The following is a 23,934-nucleotide window of genomic DNA, read 5'->3' as shown; positions in this document are numbered from 1 at the left end:
CCTCCTAATGTAACGTTTTTAGGTAATTTATGATTGCCTGACGCTTTTCTGGATCATCCTGTTTGTACATCATGAGCGTATCCGGCACCACGTTTTGCGGATCTTCCAGCCATTTATTCAAAAGCGTCTCAGTCCATGGCTTGCCGTCGAGCACCTTTCTAAACGCCGCAGAATACGCCATGCCGGGTGCTGCTCCGGCTGGCCTTCCCACAACGCCGTAAAGGTTGGGACCTTGACGATTTGGACTACCCTCCGCGGCGGAATGGCAGGTTGCACATTGCGACTTGAATAGTTGCTCTCCGGACAGCGTCTCGGCAGCAACGCCGCGCCCGCTTAAGAGACACACCAGTGTCGTGGCAGATAAAACCAGGCTTAGTGTGCGACATTGCATTACAGCTCCTTCCTCGACATTGATTGCGCGATGAAATCTGCCTGACGGATCGCCAATGCAACGATCGTCAGAGTCGGATTTTCCGATGCACCGCTCGTGAATTGACTACCATCCGAAACAAACAGGTTCTTTATATCATGCGTCTGGCCCCATTTGTTGACGACGCCATCTTTCGCTTTGGCGCTCATCCGGTTAGTACCAAGGTTATGTGTTGACGGATACGGTGGCGTCAAGACGGTGCGTTTTGCACCGATCGACGTGTATAGCGCGACACCTTGCTGAAAGGCGTGTTTGCGCATCGCCAGATCATTTTCATGGTCGCTGAATTGCACGTTTGGAATAGGTAATCCAAATTGGTCTTTTTCAGTCGCATGGAGCGTGACGCCATTAGATTCTTGCGCCAAATCCTCACCAATCACCCACATTCCCGCCATGTTGTCGTATGACTCCATGGCCGAAGAAAAGTCACGTCCCCAAGCGCCGGGATCAAGAAATGCCGCCATGAACGGCACGCCAAGAGACAACGTTTCCATTTCATAACCCCCAACAAAACCGCGTTTGGTGTCATGCCGTGACTCATCGCGCACAATCCCCGCCATAGTAGTACCGCGGAACATATGCACCGGCTTATCGAATACGGCGTACACAGAACCAGTCATGTGGCGCATATAATTTTGTCCGACCTGACGCGATGAATTCGCCAGACCATTCGGGAACATTGAAGAGGCCGAATTGAGCAGAAGACGCGGTGATTCGATTGAATTGCCAGCGACACACACAACGCGTGCTTTCTGAAAACTGCGATTGCCCTTTGAATCGCTATACAGGACACCGGTTACCAGGCCCGCAGCGTTATGCTCAATCTTCAATACCTGCGCATCAGAACGCACTTCAAGATGACCGGTACGTTCACCCTTCGGAATTTCAGTGTATAGCGTCGACCATTTCGCGCCAGACTTACAACCCTGAAAACAAAATCCGATCTGTTGGCATGAGCCACGACCGTCCCGTGGCTGGGAATTGATTGCCATATTACCGCTATGGAATTCTTTATATCCCATTTTTTTGGCACCGGCTGCTAATACTTTATAGTTATTATTACCCGGCAGACGCGGGATACCATTCGTACCTGTTACACCCATTTTGAACTCGGCACGTTCATAATACGGCGTCAGATCCTTCAGGGTAATTGGCCAGTCAAGTATATTCGCTCCCTTGATATCGCCATACACAGTCCGCGTTTTGAATTCATGCTCCTGAAAGCGCAACGATGCCCCAGCCCAGTGTACGGTAGACCCACCGACCGCCTTGACGATCCATGTCGGCAAGTTCGGAAAATCCTTGGCAACGCGCCAGGTACCGGAAGTTGTACGCTTGTCGAGCCACGAAATTTTGTTGAACATCGGCCATTCATCATTTTCGAAGTCGCTGATTTCATGCCGTTTACCGGCCTCCAATATCACCACGTTGATGCCTTTTTGGGCCAGTTCATTACCAAGCGTACCGCCACCGGCACCAGAACCAACGATCACTACCAATTCTTCATTCAGATTAAATTTTGCAGCCACGACAGTCTCCTCATTATTTTTCTAAGAGTGTATTTTTTGTGCAGCAACGAGTCTTCGACTTTTTATGACTTGCTTTAAGTCAATTCCATCCAGTTCTGATCATTGAAACCGCGACTGATGTAACCACCGAGCTCAGCCGAAGGTCCCTGATAACCTAACTTTCCCCAGACCGCAGGTTGGTTGTAAAGGCTTACCACCAGATCACCACGAATCTTCAGGAAGAAAGGCGTAGTCTGCATTGCCGTCAAAATCACCACCCGGGATTTTTCATCCGGTATCTGTGCATAGGGTTTGCCAAATTGTTTCTTTGCGGCCTCATCTGCGGCGGCAACGCCATTGATCAGCAGCATGCGAAGGTTTGGATCAGCCTTAACCTGGTCGCCGTAGATAGCGACGGCTTTGGTATACAGGCCATCGTCGAAACCATCATGCGGAAAGATATCGCGCGCTATTTTGGTCAACGTAACAAAGGTATCGTTGCCCAGCATTTCCTCTGCCGCAGCCTGATTGGATACAAATAAGCTTGGAATGCCGCCAGCGACACCGGCAATAGAACCGGCAGAGGCGATCTTGAGGAATTTCCGACGTTTCGGTTGTTCAGGTAATTGCATTTTGTCTCCTATAATTATTTTGGGAAAGACGCTTTCAAGCAAGTAAATAACAATGCCAACAATGCGGGAGAAAATTAGTGATAGTGACCCCACTTCTCCAAAACTTCGATCTTGTAACCATCCGGATCGACCACAAAGAAAAACTGCGCCAGCAGCGCCTCATCTTGCTTGAATTCTTTAATTGCCGCAGGCGCATGGCCCAATGCGGTTAATTTTGCGTGCATCGACGCAAGGTCGTCCGTCACAAACGCATAATGCCCGTAGCCATCCCCGTGGGTATAAGGTTCCGTGCGGTCATGATTGTGCGTTAGCTCAATCTCAAAATCATTTTCCGGACTACGCAGATAGACCAACGTGAAATCGGGGAAATCAAGCTGATGCGATACCGCGAATCCAAAACCTTCGCGATAGAAATTCTTGGAGCGTTCGGGATCGAGAACCCGAATCATCGTATGGATAATTTTTGGCATCTGCGGACCAGTATTTTGTTGTAATCAAACCTTATTATTCCCCTCCACGCCGCTGCTGTGGTAACACTACAATACTACTTTTAATGCGCCAAACGATGTATCGCTAAGCCTATTTCGAAATTAATCGTCCCCGTTCAATCACTCCCGAACACAATATGGATATGTTGCGCTGCCGCAAAATTTGCGGTCCACGAAATCATTCAAGCCACCCTCCAACGTTTAACAATTACTTTTTTTAAAGCGCGATTCAAATCGTCGCTGCATTTATTTTTCAAATTGGCCTTCACTTTAAGAATGTTCCTACATCTTTTTTTCTGTAAGACGTTTAGTATTTAGGCAGAGTTTTTCACCTCCACGATTGCATTAAATCGTCCTCACGTTCGTAGCGGAAGGTCTTTCCCCCATGTCCAGCAGTCGCACTCTCAGCGCATCTAGCAGCGCTATTCCAACACGCTTGAACCAACCTGCGCTGGTTCCGATTAGCCTCTCCGGAACGGAAAGCATGAACGCGTTGTTCGACTACACCATCGTGCTGATGACACCTGAATCCTTGATCCATCTGAGTGAGGACATCGCCAATGTCAATCTTGACGATTTCATTGGTCGCGAGTTAACAATCATGATTGCATTGGATGGCAGCGGTGGATTTGTTGATAGTGCATTTGCCGACAATCTGCTTGGCAACATCGGTGCCGGTACGCGTGAAATCTCCGGCCTTATCACCGCCGCCAGCATGCTGCGGCAAGAGGGCCGCCACGCGCTGTACGAAGTGACATTGCGCCCGTGGTTGCATCTGGCGACACTGACCACCGACTGCAAGATATTTCAGGATCAAAGCGTGATCGAGATCATCGATCTGCTGTTTGCCGACTACGCCTTTCCAGTCGACAAGCGTCTCATTGAGACTTATCCCAAACGCGACTATCAGACCCAATACAACGAAAGCGACTTTACGTTCTTTAGTCGATTGTGCGAAGAATGGGGAATCAACTATTTCTTCGAGCATGATAATGGCGTCCATCGACTGGTCTTAATCGACAGCATCGGCGCGCATAAGAATTCGCCCAGCAGCGCCTATCACGTGGTGCAGTTTCATACGGAAGGCAAACATATCGATGAAGAGTGTATTCATGCCTTTTCACCCGTACATCAACTCACCTCCGGCCAGTACACCACGCGGGATTATGACTACACGCGCCCCAAGGCCAATCTCACCGCCAGCCGCTACGATCCCCGCCCCACCGCACACAATCAGCAAGCCGTCTATCAATGGCATGCCGACGCGCATTATAGCCAGCCGAAGGCGGGTTCCGGTTCAGCAAGCACCAACCGGGAAAGCCAGAATGATCCGTTTGCCGAAGGCGATTTCATCGCCCGTTTGCGCATGCAAGCCTTACACAGCGTCGGCCAACGAGCGCAAGGCCAAGGCCATCTACGCGGCATGGTGCCCGGTTGCATCTTTACGCTAACGCGTCATCCGCAGACCGCCGCCAATGCCGAGTATGTGATCCTATCGACCACACTGAGGATCGACGAAGCCGCGCAAGAAACGCAGGCGTCCGACAATGCGCATCGGCAACGTTATCGCGTCCACGTCGATTTTACGGTGCAACCGGCCAGCGAGAACGTACGACCGCAACGGTCTACACCCAAACCGTTGACCCACGGTCCCGCCACCGCCATCGTGGTCGGTCCGCAGGGACAAAACATCTGGACCGATACCCTCGGGCGCATCAAGCTCCAGTTTCCATGGGACCGCCTCGGCCAACACAATCATCAGAGCAGTTGCTGGGTCCGCGTCGTCGCACCGTGGGCTGGCAATCAACTCGGCGGCATGCATATTCCCCGCATCGGGCAAGAAGTCATCGTCGACTTTCTGAGTGGCGATCCCGACTTGCCGCTATGTACCGGACGGGTGTACAACCAACTCAATACGCCACCGTGGGCATTGCCGAGCCAGAGTGCGCTATCCGGATTTCGCTCACGGGAACTGACACCTGACGGCGGCAATGCGGCCAGCGGACGCAGCAACCATCTGGTCATGGATGACACCGCTGGCAAAATCCAGAGCCAGCTCAAAAGCGATCATCAGCATAGCCAATTGAGTTTGGGCCACATTACACGCATCGAAGACCACGCCTGTCGTAAGGAATCCCGCGGTCAAGGATTTGAACTGCGCACCGACGGGCATGGCGCAATCCGCGCTAAAAACGGTCTGCTGATCAGCACCGAAAGTCGCCCCAATGCCAGTCGTCACATCACCGATCTGGGCGAGACGGCACAGCGCCTGATCGATGCGCACGGCCAACAGAAAAGCCTCGGTGAACTGGCGCAGCAACATGGTGCGCTTGAAGCCGATGAGCACAAAGTGGTCACCACTTCACTCACCGATCAGAACGACGCGATTCAAGGGACCGGCGGCGAGGCCAAAGACGGCAGCTTTCCCGAATTAAACGCACCGCATCTGATACTCGCCAGTCCGGCGGGAATCGCTACCACGACGCCGCAATCGACCCATATTGCCAGCGGGGAGCATGTGGCGATCACTAGCGGACAGGATATGAGTTTGTCGGTAGGACAACGGCTTATAGCCAATGTGCGTAACGGCATCCGCCTGTTTGCCTACAACGCGGGTATGAAAATGATCGCCAGCAGCGCCGACATCGATGTGAAGGCATTAAAGAGCAGCCTCAACATTTTAGCCAAACTCAACATTACCCACACCGCCAATACCATCTCCATCAATGCCACCGAAGAAGTCATGATCAATGGCGGCGGTAGTTATACCAAATACAACGCCGATAGCATTGAGAGCGGAACCAAGGGTGAACATCTGATACGGACGGCGAGCAGCGATGTGGCCGGGCCAAAAGGCTTACCAGTAGTAACGCCATCTTTCCTGCAATCCGATTTCAAACGTGAACTGGATGTGGCATATCACGATAACGATGCTGTGCAAGATGGCTCTTTCAGTATCAATTTTGACAGCGGAAAAAACTATCAGGGTCAACTCGATCATTCGGGAAAGGCAAATCTACCCGACGCACCCGATGGCGTCGGCCAGCTCATACTTGGCGAAGATCAGCGTGCGTTTATCGGCAAAGCGATCCATCAGAAATCTTCAGCATATGAAATGCTTTGGACACAGGGCGACATGCACGATTCCATTAAAAAAAGGGGAGATGCGCCATGAGTGCAGAAATCGAACTGACCGTATTCGAGGTCGCCGATGATATCTGGGAGCGCGCGCATCGGGTAGGCAATCAGGCCGTGAACCAGATCGGCAACGGTGCACAGTGGATCGGCGGGGCATTAAAAGGAGAGTTTAAAACCAAGCCAACGGTGGGCCAAATTGTCGTCGACGCAGTGGTCAGCATGTTTCCTGTCGCGGGCGAAATCACGGCTGCCCGCGATGCCATTGCCATTAGCTTGCGCATGGCCGATAGCGATAAAGAGGCGAAAGACATTTGGAACTGGGTCGCATTAGTATTGTGTTTGCTCGCCGTGGTACCAGTGTTGGGTGGCATCTTGAAAGGTGTCGGCAGATTGCTATTACAGGCGGCATATGACTCCGCCAAACTATCACACATAGGCGAACAGATATTAGCCTTCCTGCGCAAAATGGGCTACGGAAATACACGCGTTTTTTTTAACACGCTGGACTTTACAGCGTATCAGGCAACCGTCACGTCAGCTTATTATGTATTGATGCGCCGTCTACGCGACACGAGTATTTTTACGGCCCGTGAGTTGGGCGCGGTATTGCCCGCCCCGGTCAAAAGCTGGTTGCAAGCGCTGCCGCCAAAGCTCGACAAATTACAGCTTCTGGCCGACAAAATGATTCCACAAGCTTTTAAAGAACTGAACGCTTTATTCAATAAAGTGCGCAGCAATTTAATTGAGGGTAATGTTTTTCCCATCACAGTCGGTGCGGGTCCAATCAAAATTCGCACCACCGAGGCACGGATTGGCGAGGTGTCGCCTATTCATATTGCGAGTAAGGGACATACAGAGGCGACCCAGGCGCATTACAAGCATAAAGAAGGATGGCCTAATTTGGAGGGATATAAAAAAAAGGTTCACGGCCGTGACATTTACCCCAACTTATATTCTTTCAGTAGCAAGGCGCATATAGAACCTGTATTGCTTCCCGCGGGGAAAAAGGTTTATCTGCCCAGAATAATTGACACAGAAAAACCTAATAAGGCCGGTGCATATTGGGCCGAAAAATTTCCGAAAAATGGCAAGGCGTGGCGTTTAGATTACGCAGTCGTGCAAGCCTGGAATAGCAATGGCGCGTATTTGGTACTTGAACACGTACCAACTAAAAATGAGATGCGCAAACTAGGTATTCATGTCCATGACAGTTGGGAAGGCATTCGTGCATGGCGCGGAAAAGCGGCCGAGAAAGTCGACAGCGAAGGTCCGAAAGCCAGTGGAATTTTGTTGCCGGGCGGCGAAATCCAGCTGTATATCGACTTTCATGATGCCTATCATAAACCGCTGCGTGAATACGTTGAAAAACATATACCGGTGAAACCGACCAACTGGATCGACGCAGACATTCCAAATCACGTGCAGGCAACCGCCGTCTTTTTGGGCCCCAATGAACGCTCTGCCAAGATCGTAAAACAAGGCTATCTGTTACGCGGCGCAGCCACGGCGGGTAAGCAAACGAATAATTAACAGTGAGGTAAATAACATGAACAATCGAAAAACCATCACGAGAGAGCAGGAAAAGCAGACGCGGGATCAGGCGTTTTATTTACTTAAAAAATATACCAGTTTTACCTTTCTTGACCAGACCAGATTACGGTATCAAGGTTTTTTGGATGCGTTTGTGAACCAACTTAAGAACCCTTCACTTGCCTTACAAAACGATCCGGACGCTGACTTTTATCAGACTCGGCACGAATACGAATACAAAGAATTCCTGCGTCAGATGATACCAATCAAGCAAGGACTGGCGCTGCTCCGTTCTACACGCTATAAGCAAGAGGCCTATAACACGATGTCCCGGACAGATTTTATAGACCGATTATTTGGCCGATATGCAGATGAAAAGGGGGTGTGTAAGGACCCTTTTTATATTGCTTTAGGCATGGTCTGTGAATATCCCGGAAATAGTATTCATCCGAGCAATCATACCGCCCTCATCAAGGACATCATGATCGCTGCGGAGATGAGCTCTGCTTTGGGGATCACAATAACGGAGTGGAAAAACTACGACCCTTTCCAGTTAGTAAATAGGAATAGCCTACGTCAGTCCCAAAAATGGACCTATGAAACCCTATTCTTCGAACCCGAATGGCCGATCCCTCGTATCTTCCCGGATTACCTTCCGTCGTGTCCACCTTATAACCATAACCATCAGGATCAAATCTTCAGCGGCGGGACCATTCCCACTGACGGTATCTGGGAACCGTGGTTTATCATGCCGATCTTCAAAAATACCGATCCGGCAAAAATGGCTGCAAAAGTCGGTTGCCCTAATTATTTTTTAGCCGGCGCGGTTGCCACCGAATATCAATTAGAAGGAACGGACACGTGGGAGGAAGTCTGGTGGCGTTTGCTGTGGGAAGACAAGCGCTATCTGGACGGCACGATTCCCGCTGAAGAAGCGGACTATCTGAAAACCAGACCGCCGGTCGCAGCACCGGTATTCACCAGCGATAAAGCTTTTCCGGGAGATGTGTGCCCGGTAACAGGCAACTGGCATGCGCCGCATATGCAAGGTAAAACAGTGCGGGTGGAGGCAGGGACTATCATGCCCGGGTCAAAAATTAACGCGGCGGGGAATGCCGTGACCTGGTATCTCAAAGTGTAAAGCGCAAATCAACAATTGAGCCCCCCGCGCACTTATTTTCTTGTCAAGCAAGTCGATACCCAAAGGGCGAAAGTCATCTGGCTATCGACTTTTTTAATACCGATCACAAGCCACTACGTGAATACGTTGAAAAACATATACCGGCAAAACCGACCAACTGGACCGACGCAGACATTCCAAATCATGTGCGAGCAACCGCCGTCTTTTTGCCCCCTAACGAACGCTCCGCCAAGATCGTACAAGAGGGCTATCTGTTACGCGGCGCAGCCACAGCGGGTAAGCAAACCAACAATTAACAGAGAGAAATAATATGCAAAACCGACAAACCATGACACCCGAGCAGGAACAACAGACACGGGGTCAGGCGTTTTACTTAGTAAAAAAATACACCAGTTTTACCTTTCTGAGTCAGGTCAGATTGCGCTATCAAGGTTTTTTGGATGCGTTTTTGAAGCAACTCCAGAACCCTCCGCTTACCGTACAAAACGATCCTGATGCTGCCTATTATTTAACCCGACACGAAGAAGAATATAAAGAATTTTTGCGCCAGATGATACCAATGGACCAAGGGCTGGCGCTGCTCCGTTCCACGCCTCATAAGCAAGAAGCCTATAAAACGCTGTCTCGCGCAGATTTTATGGAGCAATTATTTGGTCGATATGCAGATGAACATGTCGTGGATGAAGCCCCTTTTTATGTTGCTTTAGGCATGGTCCGTGAGCGCTCAGGGAATAGCATTCATCCAAGTAATCATACCGCCTTCATCAAGGACGTCATCATCGCTGCGGCGATGAACTCTACTCGGCGGATCACGACGTCGAACTTGAAGGATTACGACCCTTTTCGTTTAGTGGATTGGAATAGCCTACGTCAGTCCCAAAAATGGACCTATGAAACCCTCTTCTTCGAACCCGAATGGCCGATCCCCCGAATCTTCCCAGAAGACCTTCCGTCGTGTCCACCTTATAACCATAACCATCAGGATCAAATCTTCACCGGTGGGACCATTCCCACTGACGGTATCTGGGAACCGTGGTTTATCATGCCGATCTTCAAAAATACCGATCCGGCAAAAATGGCCGCAAAAGTCGGTTGCCCTAATTATTTTTTAGCGGGTGCGGTTGCCACTGAATATCAATTAGAAGGCACGGACACGTGGGAGGAAGTCTGGTGGCGTTTGCTGTGGGAAGACAAGCGCTATCTGGACGGCACGATTCCCGCTGAAGAAGCGGACTATCTGAAAACCAGACCGCCGGTCGCGCCGCAGATATTTACAGATCATAAAGCTTATCCGGGTGATGTGTGTCCAATAACAGGCAACTGGCATGCGCCGCATATGCAAGGCAAAACGGTGCGAGTGGAGGCAGGGAATATCATGCCAGGGTCAAAAATTAACGCGGCGGGGAATGCTGTCACCTGGTATCTCAAAGTGTAAAGCGAACCCCATTACCAGCGAAGGCTGGTTAGGTTTAGTTTTGCTGATAAATTTACATAGCTGTAAAGTTATCTATTGCCGATCTCTGTATCAAGGGCATTAAAGTCCTGATCGAAATTAAAAAAACGATCAGGCTTGCACTTTTCTAACAAAAGAAAATAACTTGTTGAAAATTTAGCTAATGCGCAATTTTAGCAACCTTCGATATTACGCATTACCTCAATTCAACCCATTCTTTCCTTCAATTTCGCTCGCTTTCAATCCACCCAAACGTGCATGCAGACGACCGCGCGTTGCTACTGCGAATGCTACGACGATTTCGTCCGCATTGGGTGCATCGGTGAACTGGGTCGTCACCGTATCGTAATGCGATGGCACGTATAACGCGTCTTTATGCGCCAACGGAATATCAAGATTGGTGCCCGGTACACCACGCTTTCCTGATGATGGAATCCATGCTTTGCCTCCGCCAATCGCTTCGCGAATTGGCATGACAAATGCCGGCGTTAAGAACGCATTACCATGCTCATATTCGCCGCCGATGCCGACGATGCAGGCTTTGCCGTAACTTTCAACTTTATCTGTGCCTAGCGCCAAATTGAGTCGGCGACCGAATTCCGCTCCCAGCGCAGGAGAATTAGCGAGAATTTTTTCCAGGCTTTGATTGAATTGTCCTGCGTACGGATTATGGATGGCGACCGCTATTACAATCTTTCGCAAGGCCGCACCATCGGCTAGTACACCGCTTTCATTTGCCAGCGTGTCATCAATTTGGGTGTACCACTTACGGATATGATAGTTTTCGAAATTTGCAGGTTTTGTCATTTGTTATATCTCATCCATCATTTAAAAGAGGTTGCTGAAGACGACTTATTGCGGCCAAATTTCTGCAAGACGCAACAGGTTGGTACTACCGGGTTGACCAAAAGGCATACCAGCAGTGATTGCGATCTGATCTCCAGCAATAGCAAAACCTTCTTTGACGACCGTTTCACAAGCTGCTTTGACCATCTCGCTTTCGTTATGAACCTGGTCGCTGATCGTCGAATGAACGCCCCACACCAGCGCCAGTCGACGTGCCGTTGCAAGCTTTGGTGTGATGCTGACAATCGGTGCAATCGGCCGTTCACGGGCGGCGCGTAAACTGGTATGCCCAGAACTAGTGTAAGTCACGGTGGCTTTGGCGCCAACGATGCGCGTAACGTCACGGAGTGCGGAACAAATTGCGTCGCTGCGATTAGGTAACGGCGTCTCTTGTTGTGCATCAAGCAGATTGCGGTAAAGTGGATCTTGCTCGACTTCAGCGATAATCCGATTCATCATTTCTACCGCTTCCAGCGGATAAGCGCCGCTAGCTGATTCTGCAGACAACATCACTGCATCGGAACCATCATAAATCGCGCTTGCGACATCTGACGCTTCAGCCCGCGTTGGGACAGGCATCGTGATCATCGACTCAAGCATTTGGGTGGCGATGACTACTGGTTTTCCATGTTGGCGGCACACACGCAAGATACGTTTTTGTACGCCCGGGACGCGCTCTGGCGGAAGCTCAACACCAAGATCACCACGCGCCACCATAATCGCATCCGACACGCGGACGATTGCGTCGAGTTGATCGAGGGCGGCTGGCTTTTCCAATTTCGACAACACCCATGCACGGTCACCGATCAACGCTTTGGCTTCGAGCACATCTTCAGGACGCTGAACAAATGACAGCGCTACCCAATCAACCCCCAACTCCAGTGCGAACGCCAGATCGCGCTTATCTTTTTCGGTCAATGCAGGAATGGGCAACACGGCATCCGGCACATTGACGCCTTTGCGGTCAGATAACGCTCCGCCATTTACCACGCGTGTACGGATACGCTGACCATCACTATCAAGTACTTTTAGACGCAATTTTCCATCATCGAGCAACAATGATTGGCCAGCAGCGATGACTTCAAATAGTTCTGGATGTGGGAGACAAACCCGGTCATTATTTCCGAGAGTGGTGTCACGATCAAGCGTAAATTCCTTACCAGCGGTTAGGGTAATTTTGCCATCGGCGAATTGACCGATACGAAGTTTAGGTCCTTGCAGATCGGCGAGAATCGCGATTGGACGACCAACAGTTTTTTCTACCTCGCGCACTATACGATAACGCTCCTGGTGATCGGCGTGACTACCATGACTAAAGTTAAATCGGAAGACATCTGCACCGGCTTCGAATAGTGCCTGGATCATTTCCTGGCTGGAACTAGTGGGGCCTAGTGTGGCGACGATTTTTGCTTTTCGTTGGCGGCGCATGGTGGGCTTTCTTTGGGGGTTGTGAGAGGGGAATTCGGTTAGACTTATTAGCGGTCCAAGCGTTTTCGGGGTAGTATTTTTAAATTGGTACAGGATTAAGTTGGCGTTATTTTATTCTTGCGTCGGCTCGGCCTATGTCGAAGCTAATGCGTCACCACGGAGCAGTGACGGTATTTGGTAAAGATTGCCTGAGCCTACAAAATTACCATAGCCCGAAAATCATTAACATTCGTTCTCGTCGGCCCACTCACAACCAAATCCCCCAGCGCATCAAAAAAACTATAACCATCGTTATTATCTAGCATTGCCTTAGGTCGCAAACCCAACTCTAGCGCCTTCCGCATCGACTGCGGTTGATAGATCGCACCCGCGTTGTCCTCTGACCCATCAATGCCATCCGTATCGCAAGCGATGGCATGAATATCAGGATAGCCGTCCAGCGCAGTCGCCAGGCTCAACAAAAATTCCGCATTGCGCCCACCTCGCCCATGCCCTCTTACAGTGACCGTTGTTTCACCGCCCGATATAACAACGCAAGGTTTAGAAAATGGCTGACCACGGCGCGCAATTTGGCGAGCTAGTGCGGCATGTGCGAGGCCGATATCTCGTGCTTCGCCTTCCATTTCATCCGATAAAATGTAGGGCATCAAACCAGCTGCCAATGCTGTCGCAGCGGCGGCCTCCAACGCATCCTGTGCGGTGGCGATAACGTAATGTTGATTCCGTGCCAGTCTTGGATCACCAGGTTTTGGGCTCTCCCCGTCACCGGATTCAAGATGTTGCAAAATTGCGGCAGGAATCTCGATCTGATACTTTTTCAAGACTGCCAATGCTTCGGCGCAGGTCGTTGGATCGGCTAGTGTCGGACCGCTGGCAATAACGCCCGGATCGTCGCCAGGAATATCGGAAATCATCAGCGTCACAACCCGCGCTGGCGCACACGCCAACGCTAATCGACCGCCTTTGATGGCTGATAGATGTTTGCGTACGCAATTCATTTCAAAAATATTTGCGCCGCTTTTTAATAATGCTTTGTTAATTGCTTGTTTTTGCTCCAGCGAGATACCTTTCGCTGGCAGGGCCAATAATGACGATCCGCCGCCGGAGATGAGGCAGAGCACCAAATCATCTTCAGTCAGCCCTTGCACCAATTCCAGTATCCGTGCTGCAGCTTGACGCCCCGCCTCATCTGGTACTGGATGGGATGCTTCAACCACTTCAATCCGCTTGCAATCAGCGCCGTGACCGTAGCGTGTCACCACCAATCCCCCTAGTTCACCTTGCCAATGATCTTCTACTGCTTTTGCCATGGCTGCCGCGCCTTTACCTGCGCCAATGACCAACGTTCGACCGTTACCGGTTGGGGCGGGAATTTTGGCTAAATAGGCTGGTAGACATTTGGCAGCGCTGACGGCATCGACGGCGCTTTGGTACATGTCTAATAATAGTTGGCGAGGATTAATTGCGGCGGTTTGGATAGTCATGCTGAGTGGCCTTGAGTGGTGAATAGCAAAATTTAATTAAACGTTTTCATCGTCTGGCAATTGTATTCGATCGTCTGTATTAAACAGAGTTTATGCTCCGTAGATACGAGTGGAGTAGCCCGCCAAATAGCTACTCTTTCTTGATACGGTTCGTTGCCCCGCAAAAAAGACTAACCAAAAAGAACGTGACTGAAGAGCTAAGGCCCGCCGCAGGCGGGTCCTCAATTGTGTCGACGTTATTCATAAAACCGGCGGCTACGAATATAATTTTGCACCCAATTTACCACTTATGCAGAAGCAATTTGATGATTCGACATAATTTCGATTGCCCTGCATAGCGCAGAATGATCCAATCCGCTCATACCATTTGCAGCGCAGGTATTCATGAGCTCTTGCGCCATAGCAGTATTTGGTAATGAAATACCAAGTGCCTTGGCGCCTTGCAACGCTAGATTTAGATCTTTTTGATGCAACTCAATACGGAAACCTGGATTAAAAGTACGTTTAACCATTCGCTCACCGTGGACTTCCAAAATGCGCGATGCCGCAAAACCACCCATCAGTGCTTGTCGAACCCGTGCTGGATCGGCTCCTGCTTTTGAAGCGAATAATAATGCCTCTGCAACAGCTTGAATATTCAGGGCAACAATGATTTGATTAGCCACTTTGGTGGTCTGACCGTCACCATTGCCGCCAACCAACGTTATGTTCTTACCCAACAATTCGAACAACGGTTTAACGTCGTTGAAGGTAGTTTCAGAACCGCCGACCATAATCGTCAATGAGGCGGCTTTGGCACCGACTTCACCGCCAGAAACTGGCGCATCCAAATATTCACAACCGAGTGCGTTGATTTTTTTTGCGAAGCCTTTGGTGGCAATCGGTGAAATTGAACTCATGTCGACGACAACTTTACCTGCGGTCAAACCCTCGGCTACGCCTTTATCGTCGAACAATACGGCTTCCACGTGTGGGGTATCCGGTACCATGACGATAATGATATCAGCGCGTTTGGCAACTTCTGCACCGGACGTACAGACTGTTGCGCCGCCGTCTATCAATGCTGCTGGTGGATTTTTTTGATCATGGAGATATAACTTGTGGCCACCGCGTTGCAGATTTTCCGCCATCGGCGCGCCCATGATACCTAATCCAATAAAGCCTACTTTTGCCATGATAAATCTCCTAGATGTGGTAAAAATTGTCTGTCATTACTTTGCGATCTAATGAATCAGCTACATACATAAATGCCTTACTTATAGGCCGTGCGCTGTGCGCCAACCCAATCCATCCACTGTTCCCGCCTTAGGCTTGTACTCACAACCGATCCAGCCGTCGTAACCGATTTCATCCAAAAACGAAAATAGGAAGCGATAGTTGATTTCGCCAGTACCGGGTTCAAAACGGCCTGGATTGTCGGCCAGTTGTATATGTGCGATGCGGGGAAGATTGGCTTTGATGGTGTTTGCCAATTCGCCTTCCATTCGTTGCATGTGATAAATGTCGTATTGCACAAAAATATTGCCCGACCCAGTCGCCGCAATAAGATCGAGCGCTTGCTGGGTTCCGCTGAGGTAGAAGCCGGGAATATCGAATGTGTTGATCGGTTCAATCAACAAACGAATTCCTGCTGCCTGAAATTTATCTGCAGCGAATGTCAAATTGCTGACAACGGTGGCTTTTAGTTCTTCCGCACTGACGCCGGATGGTGCGATGCCGACCAGACAGTTCAATTGCTTCACACCGAGTATCTTGGCATAACGCAGCGCCTCATCTATGCCTTCCTTGAATTCACTGATGCGATCCGGATGACAGGCAATCCCGCGTTCGCCAGCTTCCCAGTTACCCGCTGGCAAATTGTGAAGAACTAATTCCAAGCCATTGGTCTGCAATTTATCGCTTATTTCCTCTGCTCGAAATGCATACGGAAACAGAAACTCAACACCTTTGAAACCGGCTGTGGCTGCTGCGCCAAAACGTTCAAGAAATGGTAACTCCGTAAACAGCATTGTGAGATTGGCAGCTAGTTTGGTCATATTTTTTCCCCTTCTATTCAATGATGCGGAAATGATTTCAGCGCAGATTAAAGTGACTTAGTCCAACAAACTAACCGCGGTAGGCGCATCTTCACGACTAGTCGCCAAATCTTCAAACTCGTTGATGTTGTCAATTTCGGTACCCATGGCGACGTTAGTGACGCGCTCCAAAATAATTTCCACCACTACCGGCACGCGGAACTCGGCCATCCAGCGCTTTGCTTGCGCAAATGCGTCCTGAATCTGATTCGGATTGCTGACCCGTATGGCTTTGCAACCAAGACCTTCAACTACGGCAACATGATCCACGCCATAGCCGTTCAACTCTGGCGCATTGATATTCTCAAATGCAAGTTGTACGCAGTAATCCATTTCAAAGCCGCGTTGCGCCTGACGTATCAAACCAAGGTAAGAGTTGTTAACTACCACGTGGATGTACGGCAAATTAAACTGCGCGCCGACGGCCAACTCTTCAATCATGAATTGAAAATCATAGTCGCCAGAAATCGCGACTACTTCACGCTTCGGATCCGCGACGCAGACGCCGAGTGCCGCCGAAATAGTCCAGCCCAATGGACCGGCCTGACCGCAGTTGATCCAATGCCGCGGATGGTATACGTGCAGGAATTGGGCCGCTGCGATTTGCGACAAACCAATCGTGCTGATGTAGCAAGTATCGCGACCGAATGCGCGGTTCATTTCTTCATACACGCGTTGCGGTTTGACTGGTACGTTTTCAAAATGCGTCCGGCGCTGCATAGTGCGTTTGCGCTCCTGGCATTCGCGCAACCAAGCTGACCGATCAGGTAATTTACCCGCTGCTTTTAATTCTTTTGCGACCTCAATAAACAGGATCAATGCGGCTTTTGCATCCGAAACAATGCCATAGTCAGGACCGAAGACGCGACCGATCTGCGTCGGCTCAATATCCACGTGCACAAATTTACGGCCCTTGGTAAATACTTCGACTGAACCGGTATGGCGATTGGCCCAACGATTGCCAATACCGAGTACAAAGTCCGATGCCAACATAGTGGCATTGCCATAACGATGGCTGGTTTGCAAGCCGACCATTCCGGCCATTTGCGGATGATCGTCAGGAATTGCGCCCCATGCCATCAATGTTGGAATCACCGGAACGCCGGTCAATTCAGCAAACTCGACAGCCAGTTCAGCAGCATCCGCATTGATAACGCCGCCACCAATTGTCAGCAACGGACGCTCGGCTTCACCCAACATGGTTAAGGCTTTTTCGATCTGTGCGCGGGAAGCTTTCGGCTTGTAGACTGACAACGATTCATACGTATCAGGATCAAATTCGATCTCTGCCACCTGCACATCAAACGGCAAATCAATAAGTACGGGACCCGGGCGACCTGAGCGCATCAAATGGAAAGCTTGCTGGAACACGCGTGGCACCAATGCTGGCTCACGCACGGTGACCGCCCATTTAGTGACTGGTTTAGCGATTGACTCAATATCGACCGCTTGAAAATCTTCTTTGTACAAACGTGAACGCGGTGCCTGACCGGTAATGCACAAAATAGGAATTGAATCGGCCTGGGCTGAATATAAGCCGGTAATCATGTCGGTACCGGCTGGTCCCGAAGTGCCGATACAGACGCCGATATTGCCAGCGGCGGCGCGGGTATAGCCTTCGGCCATATGTGATGCGCCTTCAACGTGACGGGCCAGTACGTGTTTGATGCCGCCGTGCTTTTTCATCGCTGAATAAAGCGGGTTAATCGCTGCACCTGGAACACCGAACGCTTGCAAACAGCCTTCTTTTTCCAATACATATACCGCTGCGTCAATTGCTCTCATCTTTGCCATATTGCCTCCAGATTGTTGATTGTTTTGTTACCGCTTAAACATCGCTATCAAGGTGTTACCAAACGAAAATTTATCCAACTCTCACCACAATGAGCAACACAATGAGCAACACAATGAGCGCGGTGTTTGATTGGGATAAGGACTTACGCAAAACTAGCCTCACATTGAATTTGCCCACCCCTCAGACAAAACCAATACGTCGTATCGCGGCGCGTGGGCGGCTAAGAAAGCACAATGCAGTTTTGGCGATTTTGCGTAAATCCTAAAGGATTGAAGTCGATAAAGCACATCGTAATAGCAAACTTTATGTTTGATAAGAAGACAATTCGTCTTCTTATTCCATACTTTTAGTACGGAATCCGCGGTAAAGTAGACAATCGGAGGAAGATATGGACAAGCTGAAACAAATCGAAGCGCTCGTCAGTGTGGTCGAAAAAGGGAGTCTGGCCGGTGCGGCGCTGGAGCAAAACATCACACCCGTCATGTTAGGGCGGCGTATTGATGCGCTAGAGAAGCGACTCGGTACCAAGCTCATGCATCGCACCACGCGTCATCTGACACTAACTGAACAAGGAACAGTGTTTCTGGATCATTGCCGTAAGCTACTGACAGATCTTGATTTTGCCGAAAAAATTATTTCCGAAGGGCGCCATAAAGCCACCGGACATTTAGTGGTGTCGGCGCCAGCAGCGTTTGGACGTAAGCACGTCGCGCCGCATGCACCGGATTTTATTGCAGCTAACCCGGAAGTGAGAATTTCGTTCAATCTCACTGATCGTGTGGTCGATCTGGTACGCGAAGGCTACGACATCAGCATTCGTATCGGCGGCGTAATTGACCCCAATTTCGTTGCGGTCAAACTAGCGAGCAATCGGCGCGTAGTGTGCGCTACTCCAGATTATCTGCGTCGCAACGGCACGCCTGCTACTTTAGACGATATAGCAGATCACAATTGCTTATCGTTTAACCTGCAAGGCGGCCAGCAACGTGGATGGTATTTCCAACAGGGTGGTAGGCCGATTGTGATTAAGGCAGAAGGAAATTTGGATTGTAACGATGGCGAGTTGCTACATCGATGGGTGAGCGAAAGCCTCGGCTTGGCGTGGCGATCTACCTGGGAAATTCAGTCACAGTTAGCCAGCGGCGAACTCATTACCGTTCTCGATGAGTTTGCACTGCCACACTACGACATCATGGCTGTATATCCGCAGCAAAGACATCTCCCTGCTAAAACACGATTTTTCATCGATCGCTTGAAAGAAACCTTCGCTAAACCTGGTTACTGGACTCAAAGCGTGGCACGAAATATTTAGTCAAAGCGGTTTAAATAACCACCTGTTTAACACCCGTTTACCTGTTACCCATCATTTAGGACAAGGGCGTAAACCAGAGTGAGAGGGGAGTGGTAAAGCCTGACTGCGAGCGCATCACAATAGATGCCAGATCAGGCCGCAACGCACACGCACACGCACAAACATGCACACAACAAACCGCGCCTGCGCGTTTAAGGACCAGATTTGAGTAAGACTGAATAAAAGCTAACGAATAAGCTGACGAAATTTTCCCGGAAGAAGAATTCTTTGTCACCCCTAACACGCGATTATCTACTCCGCCCGACCATGTCTCTCGGGAAGATTTCCACCCTCGCCTTCCCAGGTAGTAATCGCTTTTTTCTGTAAATTTTGCTCCGAATTAGCTCGGGCTAGTCTTTGCTTCGCCATCAACAACAATGCGGTCAAACTAGAAACGGCTAGCATCAATAAAGCACTTTTGCTGTTCATCATTTAGAACTCCTTTTAACCTTGCAATCATCCGTTCGAAATTTCTTTCTGGCAACCTTCAAAATGATCAACGTTACGTAGCAGAATTTAAGAGAGATTAAGTCCAATTAAGCTATCTTGAATACTCATAATAGACCGCTCTTACTTCTCGCCGTATAGGACAGCCTCCTACCCTTAAGTAGGACGAACGGTAATAACGGTAACGCTATAAGTATTCGAGATAATCATAATGCGTAGCCAACGGCTGACGTTCGGCTAGGTTACTTCGCGTAGTCCTACAGCATTAAGAGCCCCCGTCCGATAGAGTTAGAAATCCTTTTTCTTTATATTTAATTAGCTCGTTGAGGCGACCTAGTAGCTCCTTATCCCTAAAACTTACTCTAAAACTTAATTCGTGATGTTATTTTTTTCGCCAACCGATTCGATAGGATTACGTCATGGGTAAGTATTTTTTAGCATGGCTGCTCGGCGTACCGGCAGTCATCGTAGTACTCATCTATATTTTTATGCATTGACCTTCAGGGCAGCATATTTAGAAAAAGTGTTTTTAGTTTTCACTAACGTTGAAGAGGATTGGTAACGACCAATCCACACTGAGATTCCGTACTCATCTATCACGACTAGTCAATGGATTTAGGAGATGCTATGAAATACAACAATATATCCCGCACTTTTTTAGTTTCGACGGTGATCGGCGGGACCCTTCTTCTTGCATCTTGCGCCAGCCCATACGATGGACAGCAATACCGCAATCCTCCAAATCAATCTTATCAATCAAATCAATATAATCCGCCCAATCAAAACATTCCATCGAGCCGACAATCCTATAACGGCCGCGGCGTCGTTGATGCCATCGATGTCGTTCAAGGAGAAAACCAAAGCCGCGGAATTGCAGGCGCACTAGTCGGTGGCCTACTAGGCGGCGTCTTGGGGCATCAAATCGGTCATGGAACTGGTAATACAGTCGCCACAGTTGGCGGTGCGGTCGGCGGCGCGGTAGTCGGAAACCAGCTGGAGCAACGTAATAATCAAACTCCTTCCTCTTACGACGTGCGCGTTCGTATGAACGACAACGGTTACCAGACCATAAATCTCAGCAATCCAGGGGATTTACGCGTAGGTGATCGAGTAAGGATCGATAACGGCCAAATTTCACGTTATTAATCGATTGCGCTAAAAGGATAGACACAATCACATCCGACAAAATCGACTTGTCCGCAAGTTTAAAAAACAGGTCGAAGCTGCATCACATGCTTGGCGTTACATCTTTTTTTGCAACAACTAACCAAAGAGGAGTAAAGCATGGGAACGATCCTTCTAATTATTTTGATTCTATTACTGGTGGGCGCGCTACCAACCTGGTCGCATAGCCGCAGTTGGGGCTATGGACCAAGTGGCATCACAGGCGTCATCGTCATCGTGCTCATTGTGTTATTGCTCACCGGACGGCTGTAAGGTCACGCTTAACATAAGCCTGACGTGCATTGTGACCCTAATGGGTAATGACTCTTTAGACAATAGCACTATGCCGCAACAAAACTCTCACCTAAGACAAATGTTTATCGGTGGACTCAAGCTAAGTTGAACCACTTTTCTTGCATCTCATAAACCGCTGCGCAGCAACATTACCGCAGCAAGGAGTAATAACCATGCACCGCAAAATTCACGCTGCTTTCCTAACCGCTCTGATAGCGACTGGAAGTTACGCGATGCACGCTTTCGCCGCCGAAGAAAATGTACAAATGAAAGACCCGCCTCGCTGGCATAGCGAGGACATGTCCCCGCGTGCGCGCTTCAATAACATGACAAAGGAAGCCAACGCGGCTTATCAACAGTCACTAAATGAGTGCCGTAGTTTACGCAATAGGGAACTGGCTGCTTGTCGTAATGAGGCGAAGAGCAATTTAGCGAGCGATATGCAACGTGCGCATCGCGTGTTAGCACGCCAACGTGCTGATTCTGATATGGAATGAAAATGTGAACTTTTAAAGTTGATGCAGATCATTCAAAAACAATATCTATCATCACACCACTATTGTGGATTTAATACAACAATATAATTATATCTTTGATCACACTCTTAAAATCTATCTGTAGAGAGTGTTTATTTAGTGATTTTTTATTAATGATCGATATACGGTGATATTTCCAACAATGCAAAAAGCCCGCATCAACCGATGCGGGCTTTTTATCTTGGTGTCCCCAAGGGGATTCGAACCCCTGTACTCACCGTGAAAGGGTGATGTCCTAGGCCTCTAGACGATGGGGACAGAAATCTGTCCTTACTACTTTGCTGTACACACACAGCTTTGCTCGCGTGGCCTTGCTTCGCTTACAATTTACACTAATTCTGCAATGCTCGACCTATTCGGTCTTAATAAAAAAAGTCGCATCACGCAGATGCGACTTTTTTATCTGGTGTCCCCAAGGGGATTCGAACCCCTGTACTCACCGTGAAAGGGTGATGTCCTAGGCCTCTAGACGATGGGGACAATAATCTGTCCGTACTGCTAGTGGTATTACTTTACTACTTTACTCTTTTTTACTCCACCTGCTTACGCTGGTGGAGGTAAGCGGGATCGAACCGCTGACCTCTTGCATGCCATGCAAGCGCTCTCCCAGCTGAGCTATACCCCCTTGCGAAGAAGCGAAATTATAGCAAAGTAATGACCTCCCTGACAATCCCGTTTTGAAGATTTATCAAAGATATTTCTGTAGGCGGTTTAATACAGTTTCGCGACCAAACAATTCCAGCACCAAATCGATCGCCGGTGTCTGTAACTGACCGGTCAGCATCAAGCGCATTGGCATCGCAATTTGAGGCATTTTCAGCGCATGCGCTGCCAACACTTCCTTAATCATCGGGGCCAATGCCGCTTTATTCCACTCAACCGTTTTGCAGCGCTCAGCGAAATCGGCCAGTGCTGGCTTAATAGTCGCTGCGACAGCGTTGAAATGCTGGTCAAGTAATGCTGCATCTGGCGCAGGCTGACGATAAAACAGCATCGCAGCCGTGGCTATCTCATGCGTGGTGTTGGCGCGCTCTTTCATCAGGCCGATGACTTTTGCCAGATCCGGTGCTTTGAATAACCCGTCAGCGCTATCTGAGAAATCGGCACCATTTTTTTCCATCAATGGCCGTACCAATTCAGCCAAGCGGTTATTGTCTGCTAACTTAATGTAGTGATTGTTCACCCAAGCCAGCTTTTCCGGATTGAACTGTGCTGGCGATTTCGATAGATGATCCAAGTCGAACCACTCACAAAACTGCGCAATCGAGAACACTTCTTCGTTACCATGGCTCCAACCCAGACGCGCCAGATAATTCAGCATCGCCTCCGGCAGATAACCTTGCGCCGGATAATCCATCACGCTCACGGCGCCATGGCGCTTAGAGAGCTTTTCGCCATCCGCGCCAAGAATCATCGGCACGTGACCGTACAAAGGCAAAGTCGCGCCGAGTGCTTTCAAAATATTAATTTGGCGCGGTGTGTTATTTACATGGTCGTCACCACGGATGACATGCGTAATCTTCATATCCCAGTCATCAACTACCACGCAAAAATTGTAAGTCGGCGTGCCATCAGGCCGAGCGATAACGAGGTCATCCATCTCACGATTGGAAATGGTAATCGTGCCTTTGATGACATCATCCCAACTCACGTCACCATCCAGAGGATTTTTGAAGCGCACGACCGGCGTACGATCAGCAGGAATCGCAGGCAAAGTCTTGCCCGGTTCTGGGCGCCAGGTTCCGTCGTAGCGCGGCTTCTCACCCGCAGCGCGCATTTTTTCGCGCATGGCTTCGACTTCTTCAGGCGACGAATAGCAATAGTAGACGCTGCCGTCAGCCAGCATTTGTGCAATCACTTCACGATAACGGTCCATGCGCTGCATCTGAAAAAAGGGACCTTCGTCGTGCTCAAGACCAAGCCATTGCATCCCTTCGATGATGGCCTCCACCGCTTCCGGCGTTGAACGCTCAAGATCGGTATCTTCGACGCGCAATACAAACGTACCGCCAAAGTGACGAGCGTAAGCCCAGGAAAACAATGCTGTGCGCGCACCACCCAAATGCAAATAGCCGGTTGGACTTGGCGCAAATCGGGTGCGAACAGGAGATAAAGGAGGAGTTACTGCTGAAGTAGTGGCGGTCATGATAAATAAAAACGGCCTTGGATTGCCAAAGCCGCTATCAATGAAAAC

Annotated in this window: 20 protein-coding genes and 3 tRNA genes; 8 read left to right on the top strand and 15 right to left on the bottom strand. The window is 49.5% G+C overall.

Annotated features, from left to right (window positions below; genetic code table 11):
* Nucleotides 1-4: 4 nt before the first annotated feature.
* From RGU75_RS13315 to RGU75_RS13300, 4 genes are all read right to left on the bottom strand, one after another.
* Entirely contained in the window at nucleotides 5-391 is a 387-nt protein-coding gene (locus RGU75_RS13315) for a c-type cytochrome (protein ID WP_322236658.1), read from the bottom strand.
* Nucleotides 391-1,959 carry a GMC family oxidoreductase gene (locus tag RGU75_RS13310; RefSeq protein WP_322236656.1) on the bottom strand — a complete coding sequence of 523 codons (1,569 nt, stop codon included), beginning with the start codon at nucleotides 1,957-1,959 and terminating at the stop codon, nucleotides 391-393. Before RGU75_RS13310 ends, RGU75_RS13315 begins: the two co-directional genes overlap by 1 nt.
* A 74-nt stretch (nucleotides 1,960-2,033) precedes the next feature.
* Nucleotides 2,034-2,570 carry a gluconate 2-dehydrogenase subunit 3 family protein gene (locus tag RGU75_RS13305; RefSeq protein WP_322236654.1) on the bottom strand — a complete coding sequence of 179 codons (537 nt, stop codon included), beginning with the start codon at nucleotides 2,568-2,570 and terminating at the stop codon, nucleotides 2,034-2,036.
* A 74-nt stretch (nucleotides 2,571-2,644) separates the two neighbouring features.
* Nucleotides 2,645-3,040, bottom strand: coding sequence for a VOC family protein (locus RGU75_RS13300; RefSeq protein WP_322236652.1), 396 nt, complete (start codon nucleotides 3,038-3,040; stop codon nucleotides 2,645-2,647).
* 403 nt (nucleotides 3,041-3,443) lie between these two features.
* Here RGU75_RS13300 and RGU75_RS13295 point away from each other — a divergent pair, with 403 nt between their 5' ends.
* The 4 genes from RGU75_RS13295 to RGU75_RS13280 all read left to right on the top strand — a co-directional run bounded on the left by RGU75_RS13295 (nucleotide 3,444) and on the right by RGU75_RS13280 (nucleotide 10,302).
* The gene (locus RGU75_RS13295) at nucleotides 3,444-6,233 is read left to right on the top strand and encodes a type VI secretion system Vgr family protein (protein WP_322236650.1); all 2,790 of its coding nucleotides are present in this window, start codon (nucleotides 3,444-3,446) and stop codon (nucleotides 6,231-6,233) included.
* Nucleotides 6,230-7,726 carry a hypothetical protein gene (locus RGU75_RS13290; protein WP_322236648.1) on the top strand — a complete coding sequence of 499 codons (1,497 nt, stop codon included), beginning with the start codon at nucleotides 6,230-6,232 and terminating at the stop codon, nucleotides 7,724-7,726. Before RGU75_RS13295 ends, RGU75_RS13290 begins: the two co-directional genes overlap by 4 nt.
* A gap of 16 nt (nucleotides 7,727-7,742) precedes the next feature.
* A complete protein-coding gene (locus RGU75_RS13285) occupies nucleotides 7,743-8,867 on the top strand; it encodes an Imm72 family immunity protein (RefSeq protein ID WP_322236646.1) in 1,125 nt (374 codons plus the stop codon).
* Between the two features lie 310 nt (nucleotides 8,868-9,177).
* Nucleotides 9,178-10,302 carry an Imm72 family immunity protein gene (locus RGU75_RS13280; RefSeq protein WP_322236645.1) on the top strand — a complete coding sequence of 375 codons (1,125 nt, stop codon included), beginning with the start codon at nucleotides 9,178-9,180 and terminating at the stop codon, nucleotides 10,300-10,302.
* A gap of 219 nt (nucleotides 10,303-10,521) precedes the next feature.
* On the opposite strand, the gene RGU75_RS13275 is transcribed toward RGU75_RS13280, so the two are convergent.
* The 6 genes from RGU75_RS13275 to gcl all read right to left on the bottom strand — a co-directional run bounded on the left by RGU75_RS13275 (nucleotide 10,522) and on the right by gcl (nucleotide 17,947).
* A complete protein-coding gene (locus tag RGU75_RS13275) occupies nucleotides 10,522-11,127 on the bottom strand; it encodes an amino acid synthesis family protein (RefSeq protein ID WP_322236643.1) in 606 nt (201 codons plus the stop codon).
* A gap of 45 nt (nucleotides 11,128-11,172) precedes the next feature.
* The gene (gene pyk, locus RGU75_RS13270) at nucleotides 11,173-12,594 is read right to left on the bottom strand and encodes a pyruvate kinase (RefSeq protein ID WP_322236641.1); all 1,422 of its coding nucleotides are present in this window, start codon (nucleotides 12,592-12,594) and stop codon (nucleotides 11,173-11,175) included.
* 194 nt (nucleotides 12,595-12,788) lie between these two features.
* A complete protein-coding gene (locus tag RGU75_RS13265) occupies nucleotides 12,789-14,078 on the bottom strand; it encodes a glycerate kinase (protein ID WP_322236639.1) in 1,290 nt (429 codons plus the stop codon).
* A 287-nt stretch (nucleotides 14,079-14,365) separates the two neighbouring features.
* Entirely contained in the window at nucleotides 14,366-15,253 is an 888-nt protein-coding gene (gene glxR, locus RGU75_RS13260) for a 2-hydroxy-3-oxopropionate reductase (protein WP_322236638.1), read from the bottom strand.
* Nucleotides 15,254-15,334: 81 nt separating this feature from the next.
* The gene (gene hyi / locus RGU75_RS13255) at nucleotides 15,335-16,114 is read right to left on the bottom strand and encodes a hydroxypyruvate isomerase (protein WP_322236636.1); all 780 of its coding nucleotides are present in this window, start codon (nucleotides 16,112-16,114) and stop codon (nucleotides 15,335-15,337) included.
* A gap of 57 nt (nucleotides 16,115-16,171) precedes the next feature.
* Entirely contained in the window at nucleotides 16,172-17,947 is a 1,776-nt protein-coding gene (gene gcl / locus RGU75_RS13250; RefSeq protein ID WP_322236634.1) for a glyoxylate carboligase, read from the bottom strand.
* 389 nt (nucleotides 17,948-18,336) lie between these two features.
* Here gcl and RGU75_RS13245 point away from each other — a divergent pair, with 389 nt between their 5' ends.
* Nucleotides 18,337-19,260 (top strand): LysR family transcriptional regulator, encoded by a 924-nt coding sequence (locus tag RGU75_RS13245; RefSeq protein WP_322236632.1) that lies wholly within the window; start codon nucleotides 18,337-18,339, stop codon nucleotides 19,258-19,260.
* 291 nt (nucleotides 19,261-19,551) lie between these two features.
* Here RGU75_RS13245 and RGU75_RS13240 read toward each other — a convergent pair whose 3' ends face one another.
* Nucleotides 19,552-19,731: a hypothetical protein gene (locus tag RGU75_RS13240; protein WP_322236630.1), complete on the bottom strand. Its 180-nt coding sequence runs from the start codon at nucleotides 19,729-19,731 to the stop codon at nucleotides 19,552-19,554.
* A gap of 642 nt (nucleotides 19,732-20,373) precedes the next feature.
* Between RGU75_RS13240 and RGU75_RS13235 the strand changes: the two genes are divergently transcribed.
* The 3 genes from RGU75_RS13235 (at nucleotide 20,374) to RGU75_RS13225 (ending at nucleotide 21,701) form a co-directional block, all read left to right on the top strand.
* Nucleotides 20,374-20,892, top strand: coding sequence for a glycine zipper 2TM domain-containing protein (locus RGU75_RS13235; protein WP_322236628.1), 519 nt, complete (start codon nucleotides 20,374-20,376; stop codon nucleotides 20,890-20,892).
* A 138-nt stretch (nucleotides 20,893-21,030) separates the two neighbouring features.
* Nucleotides 21,031-21,183, top strand: a complete 153-nt coding sequence (locus RGU75_RS13230; protein WP_322236626.1) for a DUF3309 family protein — start codon at nucleotides 21,031-21,033, stop codon at nucleotides 21,181-21,183.
* 194 nt (nucleotides 21,184-21,377) lie between these two features.
* Nucleotides 21,378-21,701, top strand: coding sequence for a hypothetical protein (locus RGU75_RS13225; RefSeq protein WP_322236624.1), 324 nt, complete (start codon nucleotides 21,378-21,380; stop codon nucleotides 21,699-21,701).
* 221 nt (nucleotides 21,702-21,922) lie between these two features.
* Here the strand turns inward: RGU75_RS13225 and RGU75_RS13220 are convergent.
* The 4 genes from RGU75_RS13220 to gltX all read right to left on the bottom strand — a co-directional run bounded on the left by RGU75_RS13220 (nucleotide 21,923) and on the right by gltX (nucleotide 23,886).
* Nucleotides 21,923-21,998: transfer RNA gene (locus RGU75_RS13220), tRNA-Glu, on the bottom strand.
* A gap of 146 nt (nucleotides 21,999-22,144) precedes the next feature.
* Nucleotides 22,145-22,220: transfer RNA gene (locus RGU75_RS13215), tRNA-Glu, on the bottom strand.
* 69 nt (nucleotides 22,221-22,289) lie between these two features.
* Nucleotides 22,290-22,365, bottom strand: a tRNA-Ala gene (locus RGU75_RS13210).
* 63 nt (nucleotides 22,366-22,428) lie between these two features.
* Complete coding sequence (gene gltX, locus RGU75_RS13205; RefSeq protein WP_322236622.1) at nucleotides 22,429-23,886, bottom strand: glutamate--tRNA ligase; 1,458 nt, start codon at nucleotides 23,884-23,886, stop codon at nucleotides 22,429-22,431.
* Between the last annotated feature and the right edge of the window lie 48 nt (nucleotides 23,887-23,934).

It is taken from the genome of Glaciimonas sp. CA11.2 (assembly GCF_034314045.1).
In the GTDB taxonomy this organism is placed as follows: Bacteria; Pseudomonadota; Gammaproteobacteria; order Burkholderiales; family Burkholderiaceae_D; genus Glaciimonas.
The sequence above is the reverse complement of the archived record's forward strand: the minus strand, read 5'-3'. Positions and strand labels throughout refer to the sequence as shown.

What these genes read in the sequence shown, in the direction of transcription:
- RGU75_RS13315 (WP_322236658.1), bottom strand. Translation starts at nt 391, where the DNA reads ATGCAATGTCGCACACTAAGCCTGGTTTTATCTGCCACGACACTGGTG.
- RGU75_RS13305 (WP_322236654.1), bottom strand. Translation starts at nt 2,570, where the DNA reads ATGCAATTACCTGAACAACCGAAACGTCGGAAATTCCTCAAGATCGCC.
- RGU75_RS13300 (WP_322236652.1), bottom strand. Translation starts at nt 3,040, where the DNA reads ATGCCAAAAATTATCCATACGATGATTCGGGTTCTCGATCCCGAACGC.
- RGU75_RS13295 (WP_322236650.1), top strand. Translation starts at nt 3,444, where the DNA reads ATGTCCAGCAGTCGCACTCTCAGCGCATCTAGCAGCGCTATTCCAACA.
- RGU75_RS13290 (WP_322236648.1), top strand. Translation starts at nt 6,230, where the DNA reads ATGAGTGCAGAAATCGAACTGACCGTATTCGAGGTCGCCGATGATATC.
- RGU75_RS13285 (WP_322236646.1), top strand. Translation starts at nt 7,743, where the DNA reads ATGAACAATCGAAAAACCATCACGAGAGAGCAGGAAAAGCAGACGCGG.
- RGU75_RS13280 (WP_322236645.1), top strand. Translation starts at nt 9,178, where the DNA reads ATGCAAAACCGACAAACCATGACACCCGAGCAGGAACAACAGACACGG.
- RGU75_RS13275 (WP_322236643.1), bottom strand. Translation starts at nt 11,127, where the DNA reads ATGACAAAACCTGCAAATTTCGAAAACTATCATATCCGTAAGTGGTAC.
- pyk (WP_322236641.1), bottom strand. Translation starts at nt 12,594, where the DNA reads ATGCGCCGCCAACGAAAAGCAAAAATCGTCGCCACACTAGGCCCCACT.
- RGU75_RS13265 (WP_322236639.1), bottom strand. Translation starts at nt 14,078, where the DNA reads ATGACTATCCAAACCGCCGCAATTAATCCTCGCCAACTATTATTAGAC.
- glxR (WP_322236638.1), bottom strand. Translation starts at nt 15,253, where the DNA reads ATGGCAAAAGTAGGCTTTATTGGATTAGGTATCATGGGCGCGCCGATG.
- hyi (WP_322236636.1), bottom strand. Translation starts at nt 16,114, where the DNA reads ATGACCAAACTAGCTGCCAATCTCACAATGCTGTTTACGGAGTTACCA.
- gcl (WP_322236634.1), bottom strand. Translation starts at nt 17,947, where the DNA reads ATGGCAAAGATGAGAGCAATTGACGCAGCGGTATATGTATTGGAAAAA.
- RGU75_RS13245 (WP_322236632.1), top strand. Translation starts at nt 18,337, where the DNA reads ATGGACAAGCTGAAACAAATCGAAGCGCTCGTCAGTGTGGTCGAAAAA.
- RGU75_RS13240 (WP_322236630.1), bottom strand. Translation starts at nt 19,731, where the DNA reads ATGATGAACAGCAAAAGTGCTTTATTGATGCTAGCCGTTTCTAGTTTG.
- RGU75_RS13235 (WP_322236628.1), top strand. Translation starts at nt 20,374, where the DNA reads ATGAAATACAACAATATATCCCGCACTTTTTTAGTTTCGACGGTGATC.
- RGU75_RS13230 (WP_322236626.1), top strand. Translation starts at nt 21,031, where the DNA reads ATGGGAACGATCCTTCTAATTATTTTGATTCTATTACTGGTGGGCGCG.
- RGU75_RS13225 (WP_322236624.1), top strand. Translation starts at nt 21,378, where the DNA reads ATGCACCGCAAAATTCACGCTGCTTTCCTAACCGCTCTGATAGCGACT.
- gltX (WP_322236622.1), bottom strand. Translation starts at nt 23,886, where the DNA reads ATGACCGCCACTACTTCAGCAGTAACTCCTCCTTTATCTCCTGTTCGC.